We start from the raw sequence: 21,075 nt of genomic DNA, 5'->3' as shown, positions 1-21,075 counted from the left end.
CTTAAACAAACTCACCAGTTGAGCTAATTCATCACAAATCCAACTTAAAGCTATATCACGTATCCGATGAATTACATGATTTCAAAAAAATATTCGTAATTTAATCTCATGGAGAAAAAAAGAATCATTACCTACGTTCAATACCTTTTTCGGTTTATTCTTGGTGCTCTTTTAGTATTTGCCGGAATCTTAAAAATGCAGGATAATTCTGCCCTGTTTGAATCTGTGGCATACATCACATGGATCCCAATCGGTATTAAATCTCTTGTGATTGATCTTCTTCCCTATATTGAAATTATCGTGGGTGGACTGCTTGCTTTTAGTTTGTTCTCGAAAGTTGTTGATCCGATTGCCACCGGCATTTACCTGGTCTTTTTTATTTTTGCCATCTACGGTCTCGGTCAGGGTATTGAAGGCGACTGTGGTTGTTTTGGGGAACTTGGTGAATCTTCCCTGATTGGCGCACTACTCGGAAGCGAGTTTGGCTGGAAAATGGTCATCCGAAACGGAATTTTTCTCTTGATGGCTGGTTTTCTTTTCTGGAAGCCGGCAGAGGAGAAATAAATAACTTTACGCTCCTCCACAGACTCTCAGGTTTCAAAAACCGTCAAGAAAACGAAGTGACTCAGAGGTAATACTCACGTGATGTATGTGGCTAAAGCCAATGAGCGCTGTATTTGCTCTATACCCGTCAGGCTAAAGCAGACGGTAATAGATTCGCTTGTCGATAGCTTCATAGTTACAAATTCGATTAAACCATCCAGCCATGAAGCTTAAGGTCAGATTTCAAATACTTGACTAAGATCAATAAATACAGTTTTTATCTATTACCGTTGGGTTCGTATGTGTTTAGCGTCCTGACAGAGTGCGATAGCTCCTGTCAGAGTCGCGGTTAGCTACTTCGAAGAAAATTGCTTGTGGCTCACAACTCTGACAGGAGCCGAAAAGCCCGGCGCTCTGCCAGGTTGTTTGATTCAATCCACTAAACACACACTGAAAAGGACGATTTTTGTTAATTCCCAGACCTGTCTTCGTATGCCGGACGCTCAGGTTTTGTGTATGAATCCGGATTTTCTTCCATGAGCCGCAGTGTTTCCTCGATGGCTCGTTCCAGTTGCGGATCTGTTCCATTGGCAAGTTGAGTCGGATCGTCAATCACCTGGATATCCGGCTGTACACCACCGCCCTCAGGAAACCACGTTCCATCGGGATAATACATTCGGAACGTAGGTACGGTTACCGTTCCTCCATCAATGAGATTCGGTGAACCGGAAATTCCGATCAAACCACCCCACGTTGTCGTTCCAATCAGCGGACCCAATCCTGTTTCTTTAAAATATGCCGGGAAGGCATCACCGCCGGAGCCGCTCCATCCATTAATCAGCATTACTTTGGGGCCAAAATGTGCAACGGGCGGCCATTTCCAGTCTCTTCCGTCTCGAACTGCCCAGTGCGCCAGCTCCTGCCGATTCAGAAGTTCAATGAACCGATCCGGTATTTGCCCGCCGCTGTTGAACCGTTCATCAATAATCAAAGCATCTTTTTCATGCTGAGCCATAAATTGTCGGACCAGTTCATTTTGTGCATCCACACCCGTGCTTCTCACATAAATATATCCCACCCGGCCATCGGTGGCTTCTTCCACCCGTTTCCTGTTTGATTCAATCCAGGCGAGATGACGCAATCTTGTTTCATCAGAAAGTGTTTCTACAATTACTTTTCTGGCACCTTCCATATCGGGGGAATCATTCACAGTCAACTCAACCGTTTTACCGGCCAATCCCTGGAATGCCGCATACGGATCTTCATCGGGATCCAACCGCTCCCCATTTACCGCCAAAATGTAATCTCCTTCTGATACTTCAACACCGGGCATATCGAGCGGGGAGCGAACTTCATTATCCCACTGAGCTCCTTCGATGATTTTTTTGATTCGATAGGCACCGTCTTCCAACTCCCAATCAATTCCAAGTAATCCAACGCCACGAGTCTCGGCACTTTCAATATCTCCTCCACCGCGATAGGTATGAGAGGCGTTGAGTTCCGCAATCATCTCCCCGATCACATAGTTCACATCATTTCGGGTTACGGCATCATCCAACATGGTTTGATAACGCTCTTTGACCTCATTCCAATTAACTCCGTGAAAATTGGGATCGTAAAAGAAATCACGTACAAATCGCCATGAATCATTAAAAATCTGCTGCCACTCCTCTTGCGGATGAACCGTCATGGAGAGTTCACTGGTTCGAAGCGGTGTTTCAATGCTTTGCCCGGGCGCCAGATCGATAATTCCAAACCGATTTCCGGGTTGGGCAACCAACACTTTACTCTTGTTGGCCGATAATTGATATCCAATAACACCCTCAATTACTGATTGTTCTTCCCGCTCTTCCAGGTCGAAGTAAGCGAGAGCAGCTGTCTGGCCATCAGCACCGGTGCTCGGATATTTCAGATAAATCACTTTTCCGGACGCCGCACTAAGATTTCCGTAGTTTCCGGCATCAACAGGAAGTTCAACCAACCGATCTTCGAAGCCTTCAATATCAATTTCAACTACTTCAGTTTCTTTATCCTCTTCACCATTTTCTCCGTTGGATGAATCAGTTTCAGGGGACTCGTTTTCCTCCTCAACTTTAACCTCATCATTTCGGGGTGCCAATGGTGAATCTACATCATCGCGCAGGGGCACAACCGCTACTTTTGTAGAGTTTGCATAGATCCATGAATTATCAAAATCACTGTATTCCGGGCTGAAACTTCGGCTGGTCAGCAGGTAAAGATATTCCCCATCGGGATCGAAAACCGGATTCCTGTCGTGATAATAACTTGAAGTAACCTGATGCCGCTCACCGCTATCTGTATCAAATAGAAATATGGCATTTTGCAGATTGTCTAACCCGCGGGAATAAGCCACCCATTTACTGTCTGGCGACCAATCGGCGCTAAAATTTCGCAACCCGCCTTCATACATCCACAGTCCCTGGTCAATATCCGTGATCTCTTCAGATTCGGTATCATACATGCGAATACTCATCGAGTTGTCAATAAACACAAGTTTTTGGCTGTCCGGCGACCAGTGCAGTGAGTACTTAAACTTTTCATCAGTTGAGGTAAGGATTTGTTCTTCTCCTGAGCCCGATTCATCACGAATGGTTAATTCATATTCACCGGATTGATCACTCCAGTAGGCCACATATTTGCCATCAGGCGACCAGGCCGGAAAACGCTCAGCAACTCCTGATGTTTGCGTGAGATTCAAGATGGGTCCGTGTTCAGCCGGAACGGAAAAAATATCGCCCCGGGCCTGAAACAGAACCCGTTCTCCGCCGGGCGAAATGGTTGCATCCTGAATCAAACTGCTTACATCTTCCGTTTTGGATTGAATCGTGAGTTGATCGGTAATGACATCTACATTGATCTCTTCATATTCTTCGGTTTCAAGATCCATCAGGTAGAGTCGTCCGCCGGCTTCAAACGTCAGGCTGTTTGGGCCAATTGCAGGAAAGTGTATATCGTAATCACTGAAATTTGTAACCTGTCGTGTTTCACCAGATTTAGTATTGTATGCCCAGATATTATATCTCTGATTTTCTCCCTGATCCGAGAGGAAGTAAACAGTCTCATCATTCCACATGGGGAGCTCATCATTCGCCGGATTGTTTGTAATATTTTCAGATTCGAAAGACTCCAGATCAAACAACCAAATATCCGGTGCCATACCACCGCGATACCGTTTCCAGGTTCTGTTAGATCTGGATTTAGGAGTGTAAGCGATACTATTCCCATCCGGAGAAATGGCACCAAACTCACCGTATGGAACCGGTAGTTTTTCGGCCATACCCCCTTCGGCAGATACTTGATAGAATTGGCTGAACCGCTGCCGGCCGCTCTCTTTTGAGGATGCAAACAGAATAGATTCACCATCCGGGAACCAATCTAACACGCGCTCTCCCATAGGATGGTGGGTTATTCGTTTCGGAATTCCTCCTGTAGTCGAAACAACGTAAATATCCTGATTGCCATCATAATTGGCATTAAATGCAATCATCGAACCATCGGGAGAAAATCTTGGAAAAGATTCAACGCCTTCAGCAGATGTCAGGCGATTTGCAATGCCCCCTTCTTTGGAAACGATCCAGATATCATCCGCATAAGAAAATGCAATATGCGTATCGGATACATCCGGCTGGCGAAGCATTCGGGCATCGATTTGTGCCTGAACATCATTCAGATTAATAGAAAAAGTTAGTATAAGCAGACAAACAATTATGGTAGTTATTCTCATGATTCTGTATTCATTTATTTTTGAAAAGACCTCAGTTTTATTCATTTCCTGCTAAATTTTTAAGCGTCATCTTGATTACGCAACAGAACTTCAAGCGGCTTCATATCCACTGCTGTTGTAACGTTTGAGCTCACTGTGAAGTTCTGATCCATTAACATTTTTCTGCAATTATTCATCGACCGGGTTCTGACTACTGATAAACCGGCCTCCTGATCTTTTGCACTGATCCAGAAAAAGACCTGGATATTCACAAAATTAGCATCAAATCCCTGGATTTGCACAGAAGCTTTAGGTGTAGTAAGGACGCCGTCTGTTTTTCTTGTGGTTTCAAGAAGAAGTTCAGCCGCTTTTTCAGAATCATCCGCATAATCAATGCCAACGGTAAAACTTCCCCGCCGAAGTCCGTCCAACGTGTAATTATGAAGCGGCTTGGTAAATAACTGGGCACTGGGGACAAAAACATCACAACCGTTTGCCGTTCGAATATGCGTATGCCTGAGCTGAATTCCTTTTACCTTCCCGAGAATTCCTTCTGTTTCAATCACATCATCCGTTGTAAACGGGCGGCTGAACGCCAGGAAAAATCCAGCCAGGAAATTTTCTCCAATATCTTTAAATGCAAAACCCAGCATCACCGCTGTCAAGTCCACCACCCGCCAAAAGACTGGCTGCAAGTGTCTGATATCCTATCAGGTTCAGGAAAACAACAAATGCCACGAAAGCACCGATAATCTTTATCAGTTTGCCAAAATAGTCGTGATACGCTTCCGGGATAGAACTTTTTTTCAAAAAGGTAATTGTACCCTTCGCCAACCACTTTCCAAGTGTGTAAACAATAAAAGCGATAAGAAAGGCAATAAGTAGCCTTGGAAGAAATGCGATTATTCGTTCATATTCAAAAAGAAGAGAGTCACCTATCGATTCAATCATATCATTATTTATTTTTAGAGCCAGTATGTATGTCTATTTTAAAAAAATCTGCAAATCTTTTGTAGATAGCTTTGCAAAACCGTGGGAATACGTCAATCTGAACTCGATTCAGATTCTCCATTCGTCTTTATAGCCAGTATCTGGAGATCCTGAATCCCCCGGAGGGATCCCGAGGGAAAGTTCAGGATGACAGTCATAGTTTTGCAAAGCCTTCTTGTATTGCAGATCAAGAATATTAGCCAGCTTTAAATTCGTTGATATTTGTAAAACTTTTACTATATAGTGTTTGTAAGAAAACTCATAGTGAATTGTATATTTATTTCTAAAACAGAAATTGTCCGCAATCATTTCAAATGCGGAACACGAAACGAAGAACTGATTTATGACCTGGAATGAGATTTTTGAGTATATAAACGAGATTCTGAACCTGACTCTTTTCCAGATTAAAGAGACTCCGGTCACAGTGGTGTCCATTCTCATTTTTCTTCTCCTGATTACCGGGTTTATTTTTCTTGGTGTATTGGCCCGAAGAGCCCTGAACCGGAAAATTCTGAAAAGATTTAAGATTGATGAGGGAACAACCTACACCCTCTCACGAATTACTCAATACACTATTATTACCATCGGAGCTTTAGTCTCCTTCCAGTTTGTTGGTGTTGACCTCAGCGGCCTGGCTGTGATATTTGGATTACTCTCCGTTGGTATTGGTTTTGGCCTGCAAAATATAACCTCAAATTTTATCTCCGGATTGATTATTCTTTTTGAGCGTCCCATTTCAGTGGGCGACCGTGTATCGGTCAATAATATTGAAGGAGATGTAACCGAGATAAATATTCGGGCAACCAAAGTTCGAACGGTCAACAATATCTCCATCATTGTTCCCAATTCGGAGTTCGTCTCCAAAAATGTAATTAACTATTCGCACGGCGATCCAACCTACCGGCTCGATATTGATGTGGGTGTTTCCTACAGATCAGATCTTGATACCGTGTTGAAGGCTCTGAAAGAGGTGGCGGACGAAAACACTTTCGTGATGCCGGAACCAAAAGCCCAGGGTCACCTCATTGAATTTGGTGATTCATCCTGGAATATGCAGCTTCGGGCGTGGATCGGCAATGTAAAGGATTACCCAATTGTTCGTAATGAATTAAACAAAGCTATCGTGCGGAAATTCGAAAAATACGGCGTTGAAATTCCATTTCCCCAGCGCGATCTGCATGTGAAAAGTTCGATCTCGCTGCCTCATCATGAAGAGGAAAAAGAGGATGGAGAAGAGTAGATTCACGAAAATCTCCCCTTCAGGGGAGAAATGATTTTTCAATTGTTCTTGAAAAATCGAGAGGGGTGTTTACGTTGGGAGTGGAGTCCAAGAAACATCCCCCGAGTTCATTCGCTATACGCTCATTTCACTTTCCCCCTTCAAAGGGGGATTTCCTACTCCCGCATCAACTTCTTGTAATGAATTCTCTCGGGGTGATATTTCGAACCAAGCCGCTGCTCACGATTCTCTTCGTACTCAGAATAATTTCCTTCAAACCAGTAGACCTGGCTGTCGCCTTCAAACGCTAACATATGCGTTGCAATCCTGTCGAGGAACCACCTGTCGTGAGAAATCACAACCACACATCCGGCAAAATCAAGCAGTGCTTCTTCGAGCGCACGAAGAGTGTGGACGTCCAGATCGTTGGTAGGCTCATCAAGAAGAAGAACATTCGCTCCCTCTTTGAGCATTTTTGCAAGATGCACGCGATTGCGCTCTCCGCCAGAAATTTCACTGCATTTTTTCTGTTGATCACTCCCGCTGAAGTTGAAACGCGCAACATATGCCCGCGAATTCACTTCCCGATTTCCAAGTTTGATCAAATCCTGTCCGCCGGAGATCTCTTCCCAAATCGTTTTGTCCGGATCGAGAGGTCTTTTCTGATTGATATACCCCAACTCCACCGTACTGCCCGTTTCGAAGTTTCCGCTGTCAGGTTCTTCCTCGCCGGTGATCATTTTGAACAGCGTGGTTTTACCGGCACCGTTCGGGCCAATCACTCCTACAATTCCACCGGGTGGTAGTTTGAAACTCATATCCTCAATCAGCAACCGGTCGTCATATCCTTTTGATACGTGATCCGCTTCAATCACTTTATCACCCAAACGCGGACCGGCCGGAATAAAGATCTCCATATCTTCACGTTTCTTATTCCTCTCTTCAGAAAGCAGTTCTTCATACTTGTTGATACGGGCTTTGCTCTTCGTCCGCCGTCCCTTCGGGTTTTGACGAATCCATTCCAACTCCTGTTGAAGCGTTTTCTGCCGTTTCGATTCTTGCTTTTCCTCGGTTTTTAACCGCTCCTGTTTTTGCTCCAGCCATGAGCTGTAGTTTCCTTCAAACGGAATTCCCTCTCCGCGATCCAGCTCTAAAATCCAGCCTGCAACATTATCCAGGAAATATCGGTCGTGCGTTACGGCTATGACGGTTCCTTCATATCTTGCCAAATGCTGTTCCAGCCACGCAACGGATTCCGCATCCAAATGATTTGTCGGCTCATCCAGTAACAGCACATCCGGTTTTTTGAGAAGCAAACGACACAACGCCACGCGCCGGGCCTCCCCACCTGAAAGAACTTCGACCGAGGTATCGCCCGGTGGCGTCCGTAACGCATCCATCGCCTGTTCCAGTTTGCTGTCTATATCCCACGCATCAAGGTGATCAATCCGGCTTTGAAGCTTCTCCTGTTTTTCGATGAGCTTGTCAAAATCTGCATCGGGATCACTAAACGCCGCATTCACCGCTTCATAATCATTAATCAAATCTATCGTCTCCTGCACACCTTCCTGCACAATCTCCTTGACCGTTTTGGACGGATCCAGCATTGGTTCCTGAGATAACATTCCAAACGTCACTCCCTTCTGACGCGAAATATTTCCCTGGTACTCTTCATCCTCGCCAGCAATAATTCGAAGCAGTGTACTCTTTCCAGAGCCGTTTGCCCCGAGAACACCAATTTTTGCTCCATAAAAAAACGAGAGGTAGATATCGTTTAGAACGGTTTTGTTGGGTTTGTACACTTTACTTACCCCAACCATCGAAAAAATTACTTTTTTATCACTCACTGATTTACTGAATTTTGAATGTTGAATGGATCAAATTTGATAAGGTCGAAAGGTACGGAATGGATTGATTAATTTTGAATGTGGAGAGCTGATTTTGTTTGATGTATGCGCATCTTTTTTCTGTCATCGCTGTATTTGTTAGATAATTCGACGACATTACTGGCGCAAATGTTCATGCGAATCGTCAGAGGGGTGTTTTGTAACTTTGGCAACTCTACTCAGAGCTATTTCAGATTTGTAACTTCTACCATCCCGCGAGTTCATTCGCTAAGCGCGCATTTAACTTTCCCCGCTTCGAAGGGGGATTTTTTCAGTTTTCTGACTGGTTCAAGTTTGTCCCGCAGGGATCTCTTCGAGACAAATAAACCCCACATCGCATAAGTTACAAACATGCAGTAGTTTGGGAATGATAATCTCCCTTTCAGGGGAGAAATGATTTTTCAATCGTTCTTGAAAAATCGAGAGGGGTGTTAAGGCACGGCGAGTCATCCCCCTCGATCAGCCTTCGGCTAATCATGCCCCCTCCTCCCTTCGCTAAAGCTACGGTAGGCAGGTCAAAGGGGGAATTTACACCTCAATTGGTTCCAGCCTTTGCTCAATTATATCACGTTTCGGTTCAAGGAAATTCGGCAGGAAGAGTTCCTGTCCCATTTTTTCATCACTGGATGCCACGGATTGATATCCCGGTCCGTCTGTTGCCATTTCGAAGAGAACGCCGCCGGGTGTTTGGAAATAGACGGATTTGAACACGTGGCGGTCAATAATATTCGTAGGTGATAATCCTTTCGAGATGACTTTTTGCCGGAACTCTTGTAATTGCTCTTCATCTTTCGTTCGAAATGCTAAGTGGTGAACCGTTCCGCGGCCGGTTTTGCCGTATTGAACCACATCGGCTTTTTCCAGGATTACAGAATGACCAAGATCACTTCCGGTTTCATATAATGTTTGATTTCCTGAATCCTCCACCCTCTTAAATCCTAAAATATCTGTCAAAATTTCCGCTGTTTCTTCCGTTTGTGAAAGCAGGAGATTCGCTCCCCAGAATCCGCGGATCGCTTTGTCGAGCGGAACATCTGCATCTTTCCAGCCCGGCAGATCTTTGGATCGGTTATCTTCAACAATCTCCAACGTCAATCCATCGGGATCTTCAAATGGCAGTACTTTTCTGCCGAACCGCTCAAAGGGTCCACCTGCCGGAATATCCAAATCATCAAACCGTTTCTGCCAGTATGAAATAGAATCCACCGGAACGGAAAATGAGATTCGCTCTACTTCTCCTGTACCCGTTTTGGATCTCACGGCTCGTTTCCATGGAAAAAATGTGATACTCGATCCGGGCTCCCCTTCAGCGTTCGCATAAAACAGGTGATAGGTTCCGGGATCATCCTGGTTTACGGACTTCAACACCATTCGTAAACCGAGTTTATTCACATAAAAATCAGCGTTCGTTTGCGCATCGCCTGAGATGACTGAGATGTGATGTATTCCTTTGTCTTTGTATTTCATGATATTAATTACAGTTATTCAAAATTTATATTGTTTAATGTTAAAGTATTATTAGTTGTAAAACGTTCCTTTTTACAACCTCATATACAGACAGAAAGTTTATTAAATGGTATATTTAAGTATAGTTAACGTGTTTATCGGTTGACCAAAAAAGTGTCCTTGCCCGCCAGGGATCTTCATGGGAGAAGCGTCTGAAGCTTACCTCTGCCGAGGCTTCGGCAGACAGGAAGAGCGGAAGTCCTTTGCCCGAGTTGGGCAATCGTCACGATCTCTTTAAGAAAGTCCTCAAAAAGGACGCTTAAAAGTTCTTCAGCCGGTAAAAGCGTTATGTTTAATAAAATAAAAACCAGTTCAATATAAGTTTTTGATTATGATTTGACGTTTTCGCCGTCATCTATTTCTGTTATTTCGTCTTTATATCATCTATTAATTCATTTTCTATTTCTAATCACAGTTTCTAAATTATTCATCAATGAGTTTAAAGAAATTCTTCGTACTCACCCTTTCCTTTATTCTTTTAACTGTCACATCTGCCCTGGCACAAGATAACCGGCTAACAATTTCTGAATGGCTGATACTCGGGCCTGTTGAAACAGAGATGCCTGTCTATCATGATCAGAAGAATATTAAGGATAAAACCTATACCATCTCTGATCTGCTGGACTTTGAACCGGTTGATGTATCAGATTGGCGCCCTGAAGAGGGCAGGATGGTGGACTGGTCTCAAAATATGGAATTGGAATGGCGATACGTTCAGGCTGACACACTTAAGCTGGAAACCGATAATGATGATATTCCCAAGAACTACTGGTCCGCTTTCTACCTGGATGCGAATCAGTTTACAGAGGCCACGTTAAGAATTGAAAGTCATCACCCTTTTAAATTGTATGTGAATGGGGAGGAGAAAGCACAAAAAGTAAGCTGTCAACATATTATACAAGAGGCCGGTTCTCACAGCCATTCCCTGGTACTCGAACAAGGCAAGCATCAAATATTGATCCGGTCGGTATATGATCCGAGTTCCCGGGCTTCTCTCAATCTTTCAGCCACCTTATCTACTAAAGATAAAGCAGAGATCACGCAATCACTGCATCCCAACAAGTATCTTAACCTGGAAACCCTTTCCAATCAACCGTCTGTAAATAGCCTTGGTATTTCGGCCGATGGATCCCTCGCAGCGATTCAAATTCACAAGCCGGCTCCACCTGACGGAAACGGCGATTCATGGCTTGAAATCCTGGAAACAGACACCGGAGATCTCTATCGCGAATACAAAGGAGTGGAAAATTTTGGAAGCCTTGAATGGGCACCGAAGGGAAAAAGGTTCACTTACACAGAATCGAAAGATGAAAAAACATCACTTTGGCTTTCTGATCTGGAAAACGGATCTCAGCAGCGGCTTTTGAAAGATGTTGAAAACTTTGGCAGCTACGAATGGTCCCCGGATGGCACTTTTATCATCTATTCTGTTTCTGAGCAAGCGGAATCGGATGACTCCGGAGTGGAGCTGTTGGAAGAGATGGAAGCACGACGCCCTGGTTTTGACTCCCGAAATTTTCTATACAGGCTGAACGTACCGAACGGGACAACACAACGACTTACGGCGGGGAGGCTCACAACTACGCTTCATGATATCAGCCCGGACGGTGACAAACTTCTCTTCTCACGTACTCACATCGATTATTCCCAACGGCCTTATAATGTCACCGAATATCAACTACTGGATCTGGAAACCATGAAAACCGATTCACTTTTCTCAGCCGGTTTTGGTGGAAGTGGTCAGTTTTCACCTAATGGAGAAACGATCCTGTTTACTGGCGGTCCAAATATGTTTGGTGACAAAGGCGTGAATGTTCCTGAGGGTACGATTCCAAATGATTTTGACAACCAGGCATATCTCTACAATATCGAATCTGCCGATGTGACCCCGATCACACGAGATTTTGCACCTTCCATCGACAGTGCGATTTGGAGAGAAAATTCAAATACGATTTACTTTTTAACTACGGATCGATCTTTTAAGACGCTCTATAAATATGATGTGAGAAGATCACGATTCACAAAATTATCTACCGAACTGGATGTAGTTTCTGATGTAGATTTTTCCAGTGATGGCAGCGTTGCGGTCTATTCGGGCACGGGAATTTCTCAGCCGGTTCAGGTCTATTCATATGATGTTGAACAGGATGAGTCTACATTGCTGCGCTATCCCGGCGAAGAGCATTTTGCACATGTTGAGTTTGGCGATCATGAAACGTGGACCTTCACAAATGATCGCGGAACTGAAATCGACGGAGTGATCTACTATCCTCCTGATTTTGATCCCAATCAAAAATATCCTGTCATCTCGTACTACTACGGGGGCACGGTTCCGGTCAGCCGGGCATTTGGAGGACGTTACCCCAAAGAGCTGTATGCTGCAAAAGGGTACATCGTTTATGTGATGCAGCCGAGCGGAGCCATCGGGTACGGACAGGAATTCTCTGCCCTTCATGTAAATGACTGGGGTAAAATCGTTTCAGGTGAGATTATCAACGGCGTGAACAAATTCCTGGATGAACACGAATATGCTGACCGCGAAAATGTGGGAGCCATTGGAGCTTCCTATGGCGGATTTATGACGATGCTCCTGATGACCGAAACAGATCTGTTTACTGCTGCCGTAAGCCATGCGGGAATCAGCAATATCGCCAGTTATTGGGGCGTGGGTTACTGGGGATTCCAATATAATTCTGTGGCTGCCGCGAACTCGTTCCCCTGGAACAACGAAGAAGTTTATGTTGATCAAAGTCCGCTCTATTCAGCGGATCAGGTTACAACTCCTCTTCTCTTTGTGACTGGTGCTGCGGACACAAACGTGCCGCCCGGAGAAAGTTATCAAATGTACACGGCACTCAAACTTCTTGGAAAGGAAACAGCTCTCGTTCAGGTAGAAGGACAAGACCACCACATTCTGGATTACAACAAATACAAGCTTATGGAAATCGAGTATTATCTCTTGGTTCGATAAATACCTGAAGGATCAGCCCGCATGGTGGAATCATAAATACCCTGAATAGGAGAAGTTGCTTTATCATGCTAAGAAATGAATGCCTTCAATAAATCGCAATTTTTTAATCCACTGGCGCAAGTGTTCAGCGTAGCGTCACTTGCGCCTTTTCTACTTCCGGCAACTATTCAATCAGCTCCAGATCAAACCGATCCTCCAATCCTGCATACTGTCGGGCACTGCTATGCACCCAATCTTCCGGCTTGATGACATATCCGGCTTTTACCGGGTTCATATGTAAATACTCCAACCGTTGATCAATTTTCTCATTCGTGTCCAGTTCAATCGGTTGATTATGCTGCTGCCAAACCTGAATGTTCTTGTTATTTTCATTTGCCTGCCCAGACTGTTCAAACATCCATAAGAGCCACTCCTTCCGGCTTTCTTGCGGATGCTCTTGAATTGTAGAATATAGTTTATAAGAAGTAAACTTCTTCAGGTCCCTCATGATATCGGACAACAAATTCTGTTCCGATCGGATCATCAGATGCACGTGATTGGTCATAATACACCAGGCATTCAATATCAGTCCTTTCTCTTGAATACAATACGACATGCTCTCCGTTACGATATCAACATAATCTTTCCTTGTAAACAAGTCGATCCAGTTGACGATGGCGAAGCTTACGAAGTGGGGCTTCTTTGAGTCATAGAATTTGTATTTTCTGCTCATTGTTCTCTCCTCTGATCGTTAGTCTGACCATTTAAGATAAATACATTTATCTCTTGAATAGCGCAAGTTCGATGGGTGGGGAAGTTAAGACAGGCAGGGGCGTGAGTGGCACAAGTGACGCTCCGCTGAACACTTGCGCCAGGTTTGGGGTACAAGTCACGCTCCGCTGAACACTTGTGCCAGGTTTGGAGCCTTTACTTCGTAACTGTCATTTTTGTAGAGGTAAGTACTACAGACGATTGCTCAGACATTGAATTGTAGTAGCCAACAAAACGATTTGTCTCAGATGCCTGGTACGAATCGAGATTTTGAGCCCACCTGTAGGCAATCGGTTGATAATACAATTCGGCTGTTACCTGAAATGGTCCATTCAAATTATCCAACTTAACCCTATATCGAACTTTATCACCGCCGCCCGCAAAATCATTATCATTATCTGCAGAACCTTTTACGGCAATATCATCATCAGCCGTGGATTTATCGAATCCTTTCGGCAGGATTCGGTTGTCTTTGATATATCGAATAGCCGTTAAAAGCCCGGTTGTTACTTCATCTTGCGGATCAGCAAGAATAGCTTCATAAATTTGAACCTGGTCTTCATCCGTAATTTCTGAATAGTGCTGTTCAAAACGGCTGCCATCCTGATCGTTATCATTTCCCGCGATCGAACCATTTGGCATGACTGCACCAGATTCAAAAACTACATTATCGTTCTGATCTAATACCGTAAAACGGATCCATGCCCTTCGGGAGGGATATGCGGTTGGAAGCTTATGCCCGGCAAGGTTTTCGATCTCCACCCCGGCAATTAATTCATCTCCAACTACCTCTGCATTCGTTATTGAAATATAAGCTGATTTTGTCTGTAGGTGATCTACGGTTCGATTGATAGCGGCATCCATCTCCTGCGGCAACGCCTGAACTCCCAGTTCATCCCGGTAGCGATTGAGCATTCTCTGCATAAAGAAGTTCCCGCCCTTGAACGTGTGCTTTGATACTTCCTCCCGGGGTTGTCCCCAAACAGACGCAATTTCCGTACTTCCCTCTACCACCGGCATATGGCAGGATTGACAACTCTGATCATTCACAAAACTGCTGTGTTTCCATTCAAGATAGGGCACTTGCTCCGGAAGCTCGCCAATCACTTCTCCCCCGGGACCCAATGTATGAGTGTAAAGCGTGTGACAGGTTGCACACATCTCAGATTCTATCAAGTGTTTCGATTCAACCTGCTGGAAGCCGGATGAGGAATGCATAATTTTTGATCGCCCCTGGTCGACGGGATAGGGTCCGTAAATTTCTCGCTGCCCCATCGGCTTTTCGGTATCAATTAGGAACCCACCGACAAAGCTTTCGCGCTCTCCGAAATTATCAGGTTTTATTTGATGACATGTAGTACAGGATACACCATCCACAGCCAGCATATTTTGTTGTGTTAAGGGTTGATTGGCCGGAAGATTGGCAAACACCTGGCTCATTTGTCCCATCGCTTTTGCCTGGGTATGAGCCATCGGCATGTGGCAGGTAGAACATTCATTTTCAATAGCGGCCTGAGATTCCGGATGATCCATCACTTCCCTGCGAACAGCTGCATGCCAATAGGGATCCCTGGCAGAATTGGCCATCATGCTGGCACGCCAGTTCGTTCCAAAGGATATATCCTCGCCGGCTGGCGATACTAAATTGTTATGGCAGTTCATGCAATTATCAGCTGTCGAAAAAAGCATCTGCTGTGCCTTAGGGAGATCCATTCCGTGAATTTGAGGTACAGGATCGGGGTTATCCGCGTGGAAGTTATTAATACTGACGCTCAAAGCTATCGTCAAAATTGGAAGTGATATAATGATTATCAGGTTTTTATACATCTCGTTCTCCCATTCATTAATCTATTAAGAATATCATTTTGAATCCCATCTGCATTACCATCCCTCAAAAAAACCGCCGTCAAACCAGTCCCATAAAATGTAAACCATAAACTGAGATTCTCTGCCGGCGTCATCTACCGGTATTCTGTACCCAACATTTAGCATGATATGCTGTCGCTTATTAAGAGTGATTTGCATTTGAGGCACGATATCCCAATGAATTTCAGCGCCGGATTCCAGCTCTCTCGAACCGAGCATTTCAACCATGGGCGACCATGTTCGTCCCCAGGGATTTGGATTAAAACTCTTACCTAAAGCAGCTCGCCAAAAGGCTTCATTTTCTGCTTTATCTTGCAACACCGGGTATTCCAACCCTGTCTGAACGTGCAAAAAGCCTCCGGCCGGCAACAGTTGACCAAAAGAGGCAAATGGTTCTAAAACCGTCGTCCCTTTGCCAAACCCAGTTGCAGTATCTCCCGTGGGCAGAATAACTTCGCCGGTTAAACTGAGGATTGTTCCACTGTTGTAGTTGTGATAGAAAGCGCGCTTCACGCCAACTGCCATATCACCGAGGTGTCCGCCGCTCCAGCTTCCCCCGGGCATCTGGCTATAGCCGAAAGGAAAAACAATCTCAATTTGATTCCTCGCACCAAAACGCTGCTCATAGACAATCTCATTCATTACAGCACCTTCATTCTCCACATCAATAAAAGAAGAAATAACGGCTTCATCTTCCGGGTAAGCTTTTTCGGTAACCAACGCCCTTGGCAGGTTTAATTCACCGCGTGGCCAGTTGTCATTCCTGCAAAACGTTCGTACATGATCCATAATTTTTTGAAGCTCCCCGACCGATATTGCCTCTCCGAATGCCGGCATCTCTGTTGAAAACCCTCTTGCGGGGCCGCCCTGGTGTGCAACGGCAATCCAGTCTCCATCCGGTTCACGACTTGCAAAGTCACAATCTGTAAAATCAGGCGGAGGAGTTTGCAAGCCAAGCTGTTTAACTGATCCTCCTTTTCCATCCACACCATGACAATTTGCACAGGCTTGCATGTAAAGTTCTTTACCTGATAATGGTGAAGCCGTTACCGTTGTATCAACACCTTGTGCAGACTGAGAAATGCCGGTTGTCTGGTTAAAATCAGGGTTAGATCCGTTAAATGCAGTGAAAGCAAAAAATACAAATGTAGAAATGATTATAACTGCAAACGATTGCGTCGTCTTTTGAGGATAGCTTTTTTCCATCGCTCTTCTCCTCTGTTAAATGTTCTCTTTTCTGTAATTTAACCCCTTTATTATTGAGATCAATTTTAAATAAAACTTCCGGCAATACTACCTCAAAAGTTGAAAGAAGGATTTGCAAAACTCTGACCGTTATCCTGAACATCGGGGGATCCCTCCGGGGGATTCAGGATCTCCAGATACTGGCTATAAAGACGAATGGAGAATCTGAATCGAGTTCAGATTGACCAATAACCACGGTTTTGCAAAGCCTTCTGAAAATAAAATAGAAAAGCACCGTATTCTCTTAGCTGTATTTCTTCCTGAATTGATTGATCGTTTCATCACTGCCTACTACAATAAGTTCATCATCTTTTTTGATTTCAAAGTTCGGATGCATTTCAGAAATAAGCTCACCATCTCTCTCAACAGCTACTACCGTACAACTGGTTTCAGCACGAATATTTGCCTCACTGAGTGTTTTGCCGCTTAATTTTGGTGCTTCAATTCTCACCACTTCGTATAGGGTATCTGTAGATAATATATCATCGTCTTCCATTAGCATCGAGAATAACATTCGTCCCGTAACTGTGGGTAAGGAAAGTACATAATCAGCACCTGCCCGATATACCTTTCCTATGTTATCTATATCGTTAACGCGTGCGATGATCTCTGCCTTTGGATTTATTTGCTGTAAAACAAGTGTTGTAAAAATTGCCGATCGGTCATCATTTACAGCCAATATTATTGTAGAAGCGTCGTGAATTTCTGCCTTCTCCAATGTTTCTTTCTTTGTGATATCTCCAACAATATCAACACCTTCTTTATCCGCTATATCGACAACTATATACTCGATATCTCTTTCCCTGAATAGTTCTGAAATCGTCTGGCCTACAACACCTAATCCTGCAATAATTACGGGCCCCTCAACATCATGCTGCCTGGATACCGTTTTTGCACGAAATTCGGTCAGATTTTGGTGAGAACCCGCAAGAAGCAGTATAGTATGCTCGTTTATAACCTTATCGGGCTTGGGGCTGGATACAAAATTTCCTGAAAACCACGCACCGATAATATTAACCCCGTACCTCTCCCGAATCTGGGACTGCTGAATGGTTTTACCAACAATATCACTATTTGGTTCGATTAAAATTTCGGTGAGTTCTAATTCATCGCTCAACTGGGTTACTCCCTGTAAATCTTCGGTTATCGATACGATGACACGTTCTGCCAGGCTTTTTCCCAAGATCCGTCGGGGCAGTATTACCTGTGACGCACCAGCATAGCGATGGTAAGGAATCATATTTTCCTCCGTGGCCACACTTAAAACAATTAACTCATTTTTAAGTGATCGGCTTGCAAGACAAATCAGAGCGTTATTCTCGTCATCCATATCAGCAACTAAAGCACGAGCCTTACTAATGTTGGCCGATTTCAGCACCTCTTCATCCGAGGGATTTCCCAGCAAAACCGGAATTCCATTTTCATGCAGATCCATCACGGCTTTCTCGTCCAGATCAACAATTACATACGGAATAGATTTCGATTGAAGCTCTTGTTGTAAAATAGATGCTCTTTTTGAAATGGAACAGATAATAACATGATCTTCAAAATCAATGCTCTCGGGCGGATGTGGTTGAATTGCCTCTCGAATCATTGGAAACACAAAAAGCGGGAATGCCAAAAATACCATAATCACACCTGTCAGATTCATCCATATCACAAAAAAATTCATGAAGCCGCTGGTCCATGGCGCATCACCACCATAACCCGCAGTTGTAACGGATTCAATAACTACCTGAAGCGAGTGAATGTAACTTTTTTCGATTCCTTCGAAGTAGGCCATGCCCCATTGGTAAACTACACCATACACTAAAATGAGGCCCACAACAAAAAGAACAGATCGATATACCTTTCGTAACCAATCATTCAAACCATAAAAGAAATAAACATACACACCGGCGAACACTGCCCCGGCTAAAAACGCATAGTATATTATCGAACTTCCTTCAATCATGGCAAGCTAACAATTCAGGTTGCTATATCAATTAAACTACTGCATGAAGGTGAATATTGAAAGAAAGTGAATTCGAATAAGACTCTTTAACAATTCTAAAAAAAATGGAACAATTTTATACGCAAACAACGCTAAAACCGTCATTCCGGTCCCCGAGCTGCTCATCTTTTCCCCGCAAAGCGCTCCGAGCCACAGGCGATTTCCACGAAGTGAAATCCCCAAACGTTCCAAAAGGCTCATGCCGTTGATGCCGACCGCAACAGGGCAACAGACGGAGATCCCGCATTGGGGTGTGGGATGACACTATTGGGGAGTTCTGTGGTTAGATTTCATAACATAAACACCGTCATTCTGAGCTTGACTCAGAATCTCCAAACGTGCCAAAGGCTCCATGCCGTTGATACCAATAGCAGTAGGATCAACATTTGGAGATCACGCATCGGAGTGCGGGATGACTATTGAGACGTATCTTATTCCCAAAAAACTGGCGCAAGTGTTCAGTGTAGCGTCACTTGTGTCGGGTTGGAAATGTATATTTTAGATAGCTATACACTTTTATTTAATCTTCAGCAGTCATAATCTGCCTTATAAAATTGTCGAACTGGATTATAGATCTGTTTAAGGTACTTTGATAACAACTGTAGAACGCTATTGCATATGGTTTTCACATTATGATAAATGTTGTTACCGATACTCAGTTGATTGGGTCTCTTGATAGTCTGATGAAGACACTTTAAACTCGTTTTGATAACTCTCGCCCTCGTATTCCACTGCTACATTAACAACTCCAATAGCCTTTCCGTACCATGTTGATTGAGTATTAAGCGGTAAATAATAAGCGCAAAAAGTTAAACATCTGATTGATACAGATATCGATGATTCGTTAAACTATTTATGCAAAGTAGCTGACAAGCGAGATATCTTCATCTTGTGGAAGAACCTTTATTGAAACGTATTCTCAATGATGATATGATGACCGGACATCTAGCTGTCGAATGCAGTAGTTGACTTGTAGTTGTATTCCTGACTACTTCCTCGATTGCCATTCTTCAAAGGTAATGAGCAACTTGGTGTGGAAGTTTTACCATCAGGAACTTCAGACTTTAGAATCGAAGAATCATGAGCATTTTATATGCGTACGGCTGCCCGACTCGATGCACGACAAAATTAATGAATCGGCATAAAAGTATGTGTTATGAATCAGCTGGTTAATTCTGTTGTTTCCGAACAGGAAGTCTGCTTTAATGACGAGATAAGAACTATACAAGAATATTTATGAGAATTAGGTTGCCTCATAATCGAATACGTTTTACCTTAAAATTTGTACCCAAGTAAAGAACCTAATTCTTGAAAGAGACAAACTTTAATTGCAATACTAACGGTTTGGTAGCTAAGCGGCGAGGCAGTGATTTTTTTTGAAATCCGTATACAAAACTCGTCCGCTTGAGCCACTTTGTTATGTTTTCTGATTACTGAATCTCGAGTTTGACCTTCTTTCCCAACGCTTTCGCATACTTGGCAAGTGTGCTAAGCTTGATATCTTCAGCATGATTCTCCATTCGCGAGATCACAGATTTTGTTGTATTTAACTTCTCGGCAACATCTGCTTGGGTTGCTCCCATATTTTCGCGAGCCTGTCTTAGAATAGCTCCAATTTTAAAATTCAAATATCCTTCTTCGAAATTCTCTGCAAACTCTGAGCTCTTTGCCTTTTTCTTATCGATAAATATTTCTAAATCATCTTTTTTCATTGTTCTTTCCTCCGGTAATAATCACGTTTGCGTTCTTCAGCAGTTTCAATTTCCTGCTTTGGAACCTTATTTGTTTTCTTGGCAAAACCACTGGTCAGTACAATCAGGTTTGGCCCGTCATAAAAACCTAAAAGACGAAATGTATTGTTGCCAAGGGTTGCCCGTACTTTCCAAATATCCTCGGTGCTTTTGAGTTTCTTCAGATATTGGGTTGGAACCTGTTCTAAATCACGAACAACTCGAAGTGTCCAGGCAACCTTTTTTGAGACTTACCCCATTTTTTTAATGTAAAAGTATTACAAGCTCTATGTTCTTTTGGCTTGACCCAAAAGGAACCAAAAGGTCAAGGCTGTGAATACTTGGCGGCGGACCCGAGTTCACCGTGGAATCCTTTCAATGGTCCATCACGCTTTTAGCCCTTAAATTTCGCTTCTCACCGGTATGAAAGGATTCATCTCACGGTTCACTCGTTGTCCTTTTTCCCGCCAACTATTCAAGGCCCATTACACTCCCATGTTTACTATTTCCACTTTATAAAAATTATAAAACACTGATTATATTTGTCTTAGATATTTTAATCTGAAAATATTGGGGTAACTTCTCAATCTTTTTGGATTGTTTATCGGGAAGACTTTGCAAGAAATCTTCCACCGGACAATTTCCTGTTTCT

General features: G+C 43.6%; 13 protein-coding genes and 1 pseudogene. 3 read left to right on the top strand and 11 right to left on the bottom strand.

Annotation, left to right across the window (positions count from 1 at the left end; all coding sequences use genetic code 11):
• Window positions 1–108 precede the first annotated feature (108 nt).
• Window positions 109–564 (top strand): MauE/DoxX family redox-associated membrane protein, encoded by a 456-nt coding sequence (locus U5K72_16585; GenBank protein MDZ7720434.1) that lies wholly within the window; start codon window positions 109–111, stop codon window positions 562–564.
• A 448-nt stretch (window positions 565–1,012) separates the two neighbouring features.
• Here U5K72_16585 and U5K72_16580 read toward each other — a convergent pair whose 3' ends face one another.
• Genes U5K72_16580 through U5K72_16570 form a run of 3 tightly spaced genes read right to left on the bottom strand, consistent with a single transcriptional unit; the run spans window position 1,013 to window position 5,218 of the window.
• Window positions 1,013–4,333: a PDZ domain-containing protein gene (locus U5K72_16580; GenBank protein MDZ7720433.1), complete on the bottom strand. Its 3,321-nt coding sequence runs from the start codon at window positions 4,331–4,333 to the stop codon at window positions 1,013–1,015.
• Between the two features lie 14 nt (window positions 4,334–4,347).
• Window positions 4,348–4,941: a mechanosensitive ion channel gene (locus tag U5K72_16575; GenBank protein ID MDZ7720432.1), complete on the bottom strand. Its 594-nt coding sequence runs from the start codon at window positions 4,939–4,941 to the stop codon at window positions 4,348–4,350.
• A complete protein-coding gene (locus U5K72_16570) occupies window positions 4,901–5,218 on the bottom strand; it encodes a hypothetical protein (protein ID MDZ7720431.1) in 318 nt (105 codons plus the stop codon). The genes U5K72_16575 and U5K72_16570 overlap by 41 nt, the downstream gene beginning before the upstream one ends.
• Window positions 5,219–5,600: 382 nt before the next feature.
• On the opposite strand from U5K72_16570, the gene U5K72_16565 reads away from it, so the two are divergent.
• The gene (locus U5K72_16565; GenBank protein MDZ7720430.1) at window positions 5,601–6,497 is read left to right on the top strand and encodes a mechanosensitive ion channel; all 897 of its coding nucleotides are present in this window, start codon (window positions 5,601–5,603) and stop codon (window positions 6,495–6,497) included.
• A 155-nt stretch (window positions 6,498–6,652) separates the two neighbouring features.
• Here the strand turns inward: U5K72_16565 and ettA are convergent, their stop codons facing one another.
• Window positions 6,653–8,323 (bottom strand): energy-dependent translational throttle protein EttA, encoded by a 1,671-nt coding sequence (ettA, locus tag U5K72_16560; GenBank protein MDZ7720429.1) that lies wholly within the window; start codon window positions 8,321–8,323, stop codon window positions 6,653–6,655.
• A gap of 567 nt (window positions 8,324–8,890) precedes the next feature.
• Complete coding sequence (locus tag U5K72_16555) at window positions 8,891–9,829, bottom strand: VOC family protein (protein ID MDZ7720428.1); 939 nt, start codon at window positions 9,827–9,829, stop codon at window positions 8,891–8,893.
• Between the two features lie 472 nt (window positions 9,830–10,301).
• Here U5K72_16555 and U5K72_16550 point away from each other — a divergent pair, with 472 nt between their 5' ends.
• Window positions 10,302–12,839: a prolyl oligopeptidase family serine peptidase gene (locus U5K72_16550; protein MDZ7720427.1), complete on the top strand. Its 2,538-nt coding sequence runs from the start codon at window positions 10,302–10,304 to the stop codon at window positions 12,837–12,839.
• Between the two features lie 163 nt (window positions 12,840–13,002).
• Here U5K72_16550 and U5K72_16545 read toward each other — a convergent pair whose 3' ends face one another.
• The 6 genes and pseudogenes from U5K72_16545 to U5K72_16520 form a co-directional block, all read right to left on the bottom strand.
• A complete protein-coding gene (locus tag U5K72_16545; protein ID MDZ7720426.1) occupies window positions 13,003–13,551 on the bottom strand; it encodes a transposase in 549 nt (182 codons plus the stop codon).
• 194 nt (window positions 13,552–13,745) lie between these two features.
• Window positions 13,746–15,302 (bottom strand): hypothetical protein, encoded by a 1,557-nt coding sequence (locus tag U5K72_16540; GenBank protein MDZ7720425.1) that lies wholly within the window; start codon window positions 15,300–15,302, stop codon window positions 13,746–13,748.
• Window positions 15,303–15,470: 168 nt separating this feature from the next.
• Window positions 15,471–16,661 (bottom strand): cytochrome c, encoded by a 1,191-nt coding sequence (locus U5K72_16535; GenBank protein MDZ7720424.1) that lies wholly within the window; start codon window positions 16,659–16,661, stop codon window positions 15,471–15,473.
• Between the two features lie 283 nt (window positions 16,662–16,944).
• The gene (locus U5K72_16530; GenBank protein ID MDZ7720423.1) at window positions 16,945–18,654 is read right to left on the bottom strand and encodes an NAD-binding protein; all 1,710 of its coding nucleotides are present in this window, start codon (window positions 18,652–18,654) and stop codon (window positions 16,945–16,947) included.
• A gap of 1,469 nt (window positions 18,655–20,123) precedes the next feature.
• Entirely contained in the window at window positions 20,124–20,405 is a 282-nt protein-coding gene (locus U5K72_16525) for a helix-turn-helix transcriptional regulator (protein MDZ7720422.1), read from the bottom strand.
• Window positions 20,402–20,659 (bottom strand): annotated as a pseudogene (locus tag U5K72_16520) (type II toxin-antitoxin system RelE/ParE family toxin). Before U5K72_16520 ends, U5K72_16525 begins: the two are co-directional and overlap by 4 nt.
• Between the last annotated feature and the right edge of the window lie 416 nt (window positions 20,660–21,075).

The organism is Balneolaceae bacterium, from assembly GCA_034521495.1.
In the GTDB taxonomy this organism is placed as follows: domain Bacteria; phylum Bacteroidota; class Rhodothermia; order Balneolales; family Balneolaceae; genus Rhodohalobacter.
This window is presented reverse-complemented; position numbering and strand designations above follow the sequence as displayed.

Coding starts and splice junctions, on each gene's coding strand:
- U5K72_16585 (MDZ7720434.1), top strand. CDS start 109: ATGGAGAAAAAAAGAATCATTACCTACGTTCAATACCTTTTTCGGTTT.
- U5K72_16580 (MDZ7720433.1), bottom strand. CDS start 4,333: ATGAATAAAACTGAGGTCTTTTCAAAAATAAATGAATACAGAATCATG.
- U5K72_16570 (MDZ7720431.1), bottom strand. CDS start 5,218: ATGATTGAATCGATAGGTGACTCTCTTCTTTTTGAATATGAACGAATA.
- U5K72_16565 (MDZ7720430.1), top strand. CDS start 5,601: ATGACCTGGAATGAGATTTTTGAGTATATAAACGAGATTCTGAACCTG.
- U5K72_16555 (MDZ7720428.1), bottom strand. CDS start 9,829: ATGAAATACAAAGACAAAGGAATACATCACATCTCAGTCATCTCAGGC.
- U5K72_16550 (MDZ7720427.1), top strand. CDS start 10,302: ATGAGTTTAAAGAAATTCTTCGTACTCACCCTTTCCTTTATTCTTTTA.
- U5K72_16545 (MDZ7720426.1), bottom strand. CDS start 13,551: ATGAGCAGAAAATACAAATTCTATGACTCAAAGAAGCCCCACTTCGTA.
- U5K72_16540 (MDZ7720425.1), bottom strand. CDS start 15,302: ATGGATCTCCCTAAGGCACAGCAGATGCTTTTTTCGACAGCTGATAAT.
- U5K72_16535 (MDZ7720424.1), bottom strand. CDS start 16,661: ATGGAAAAAAGCTATCCTCAAAAGACGACGCAATCGTTTGCAGTTATA.
- U5K72_16530 (MDZ7720423.1), bottom strand. CDS start 18,654: ATGATTGAAGGAAGTTCGATAATATACTATGCGTTTTTAGCCGGGGCA.
- U5K72_16525 (MDZ7720422.1), bottom strand. CDS start 20,405: ATGAAAAAAGATGATTTAGAAATATTTATCGATAAGAAAAAGGCAAAG.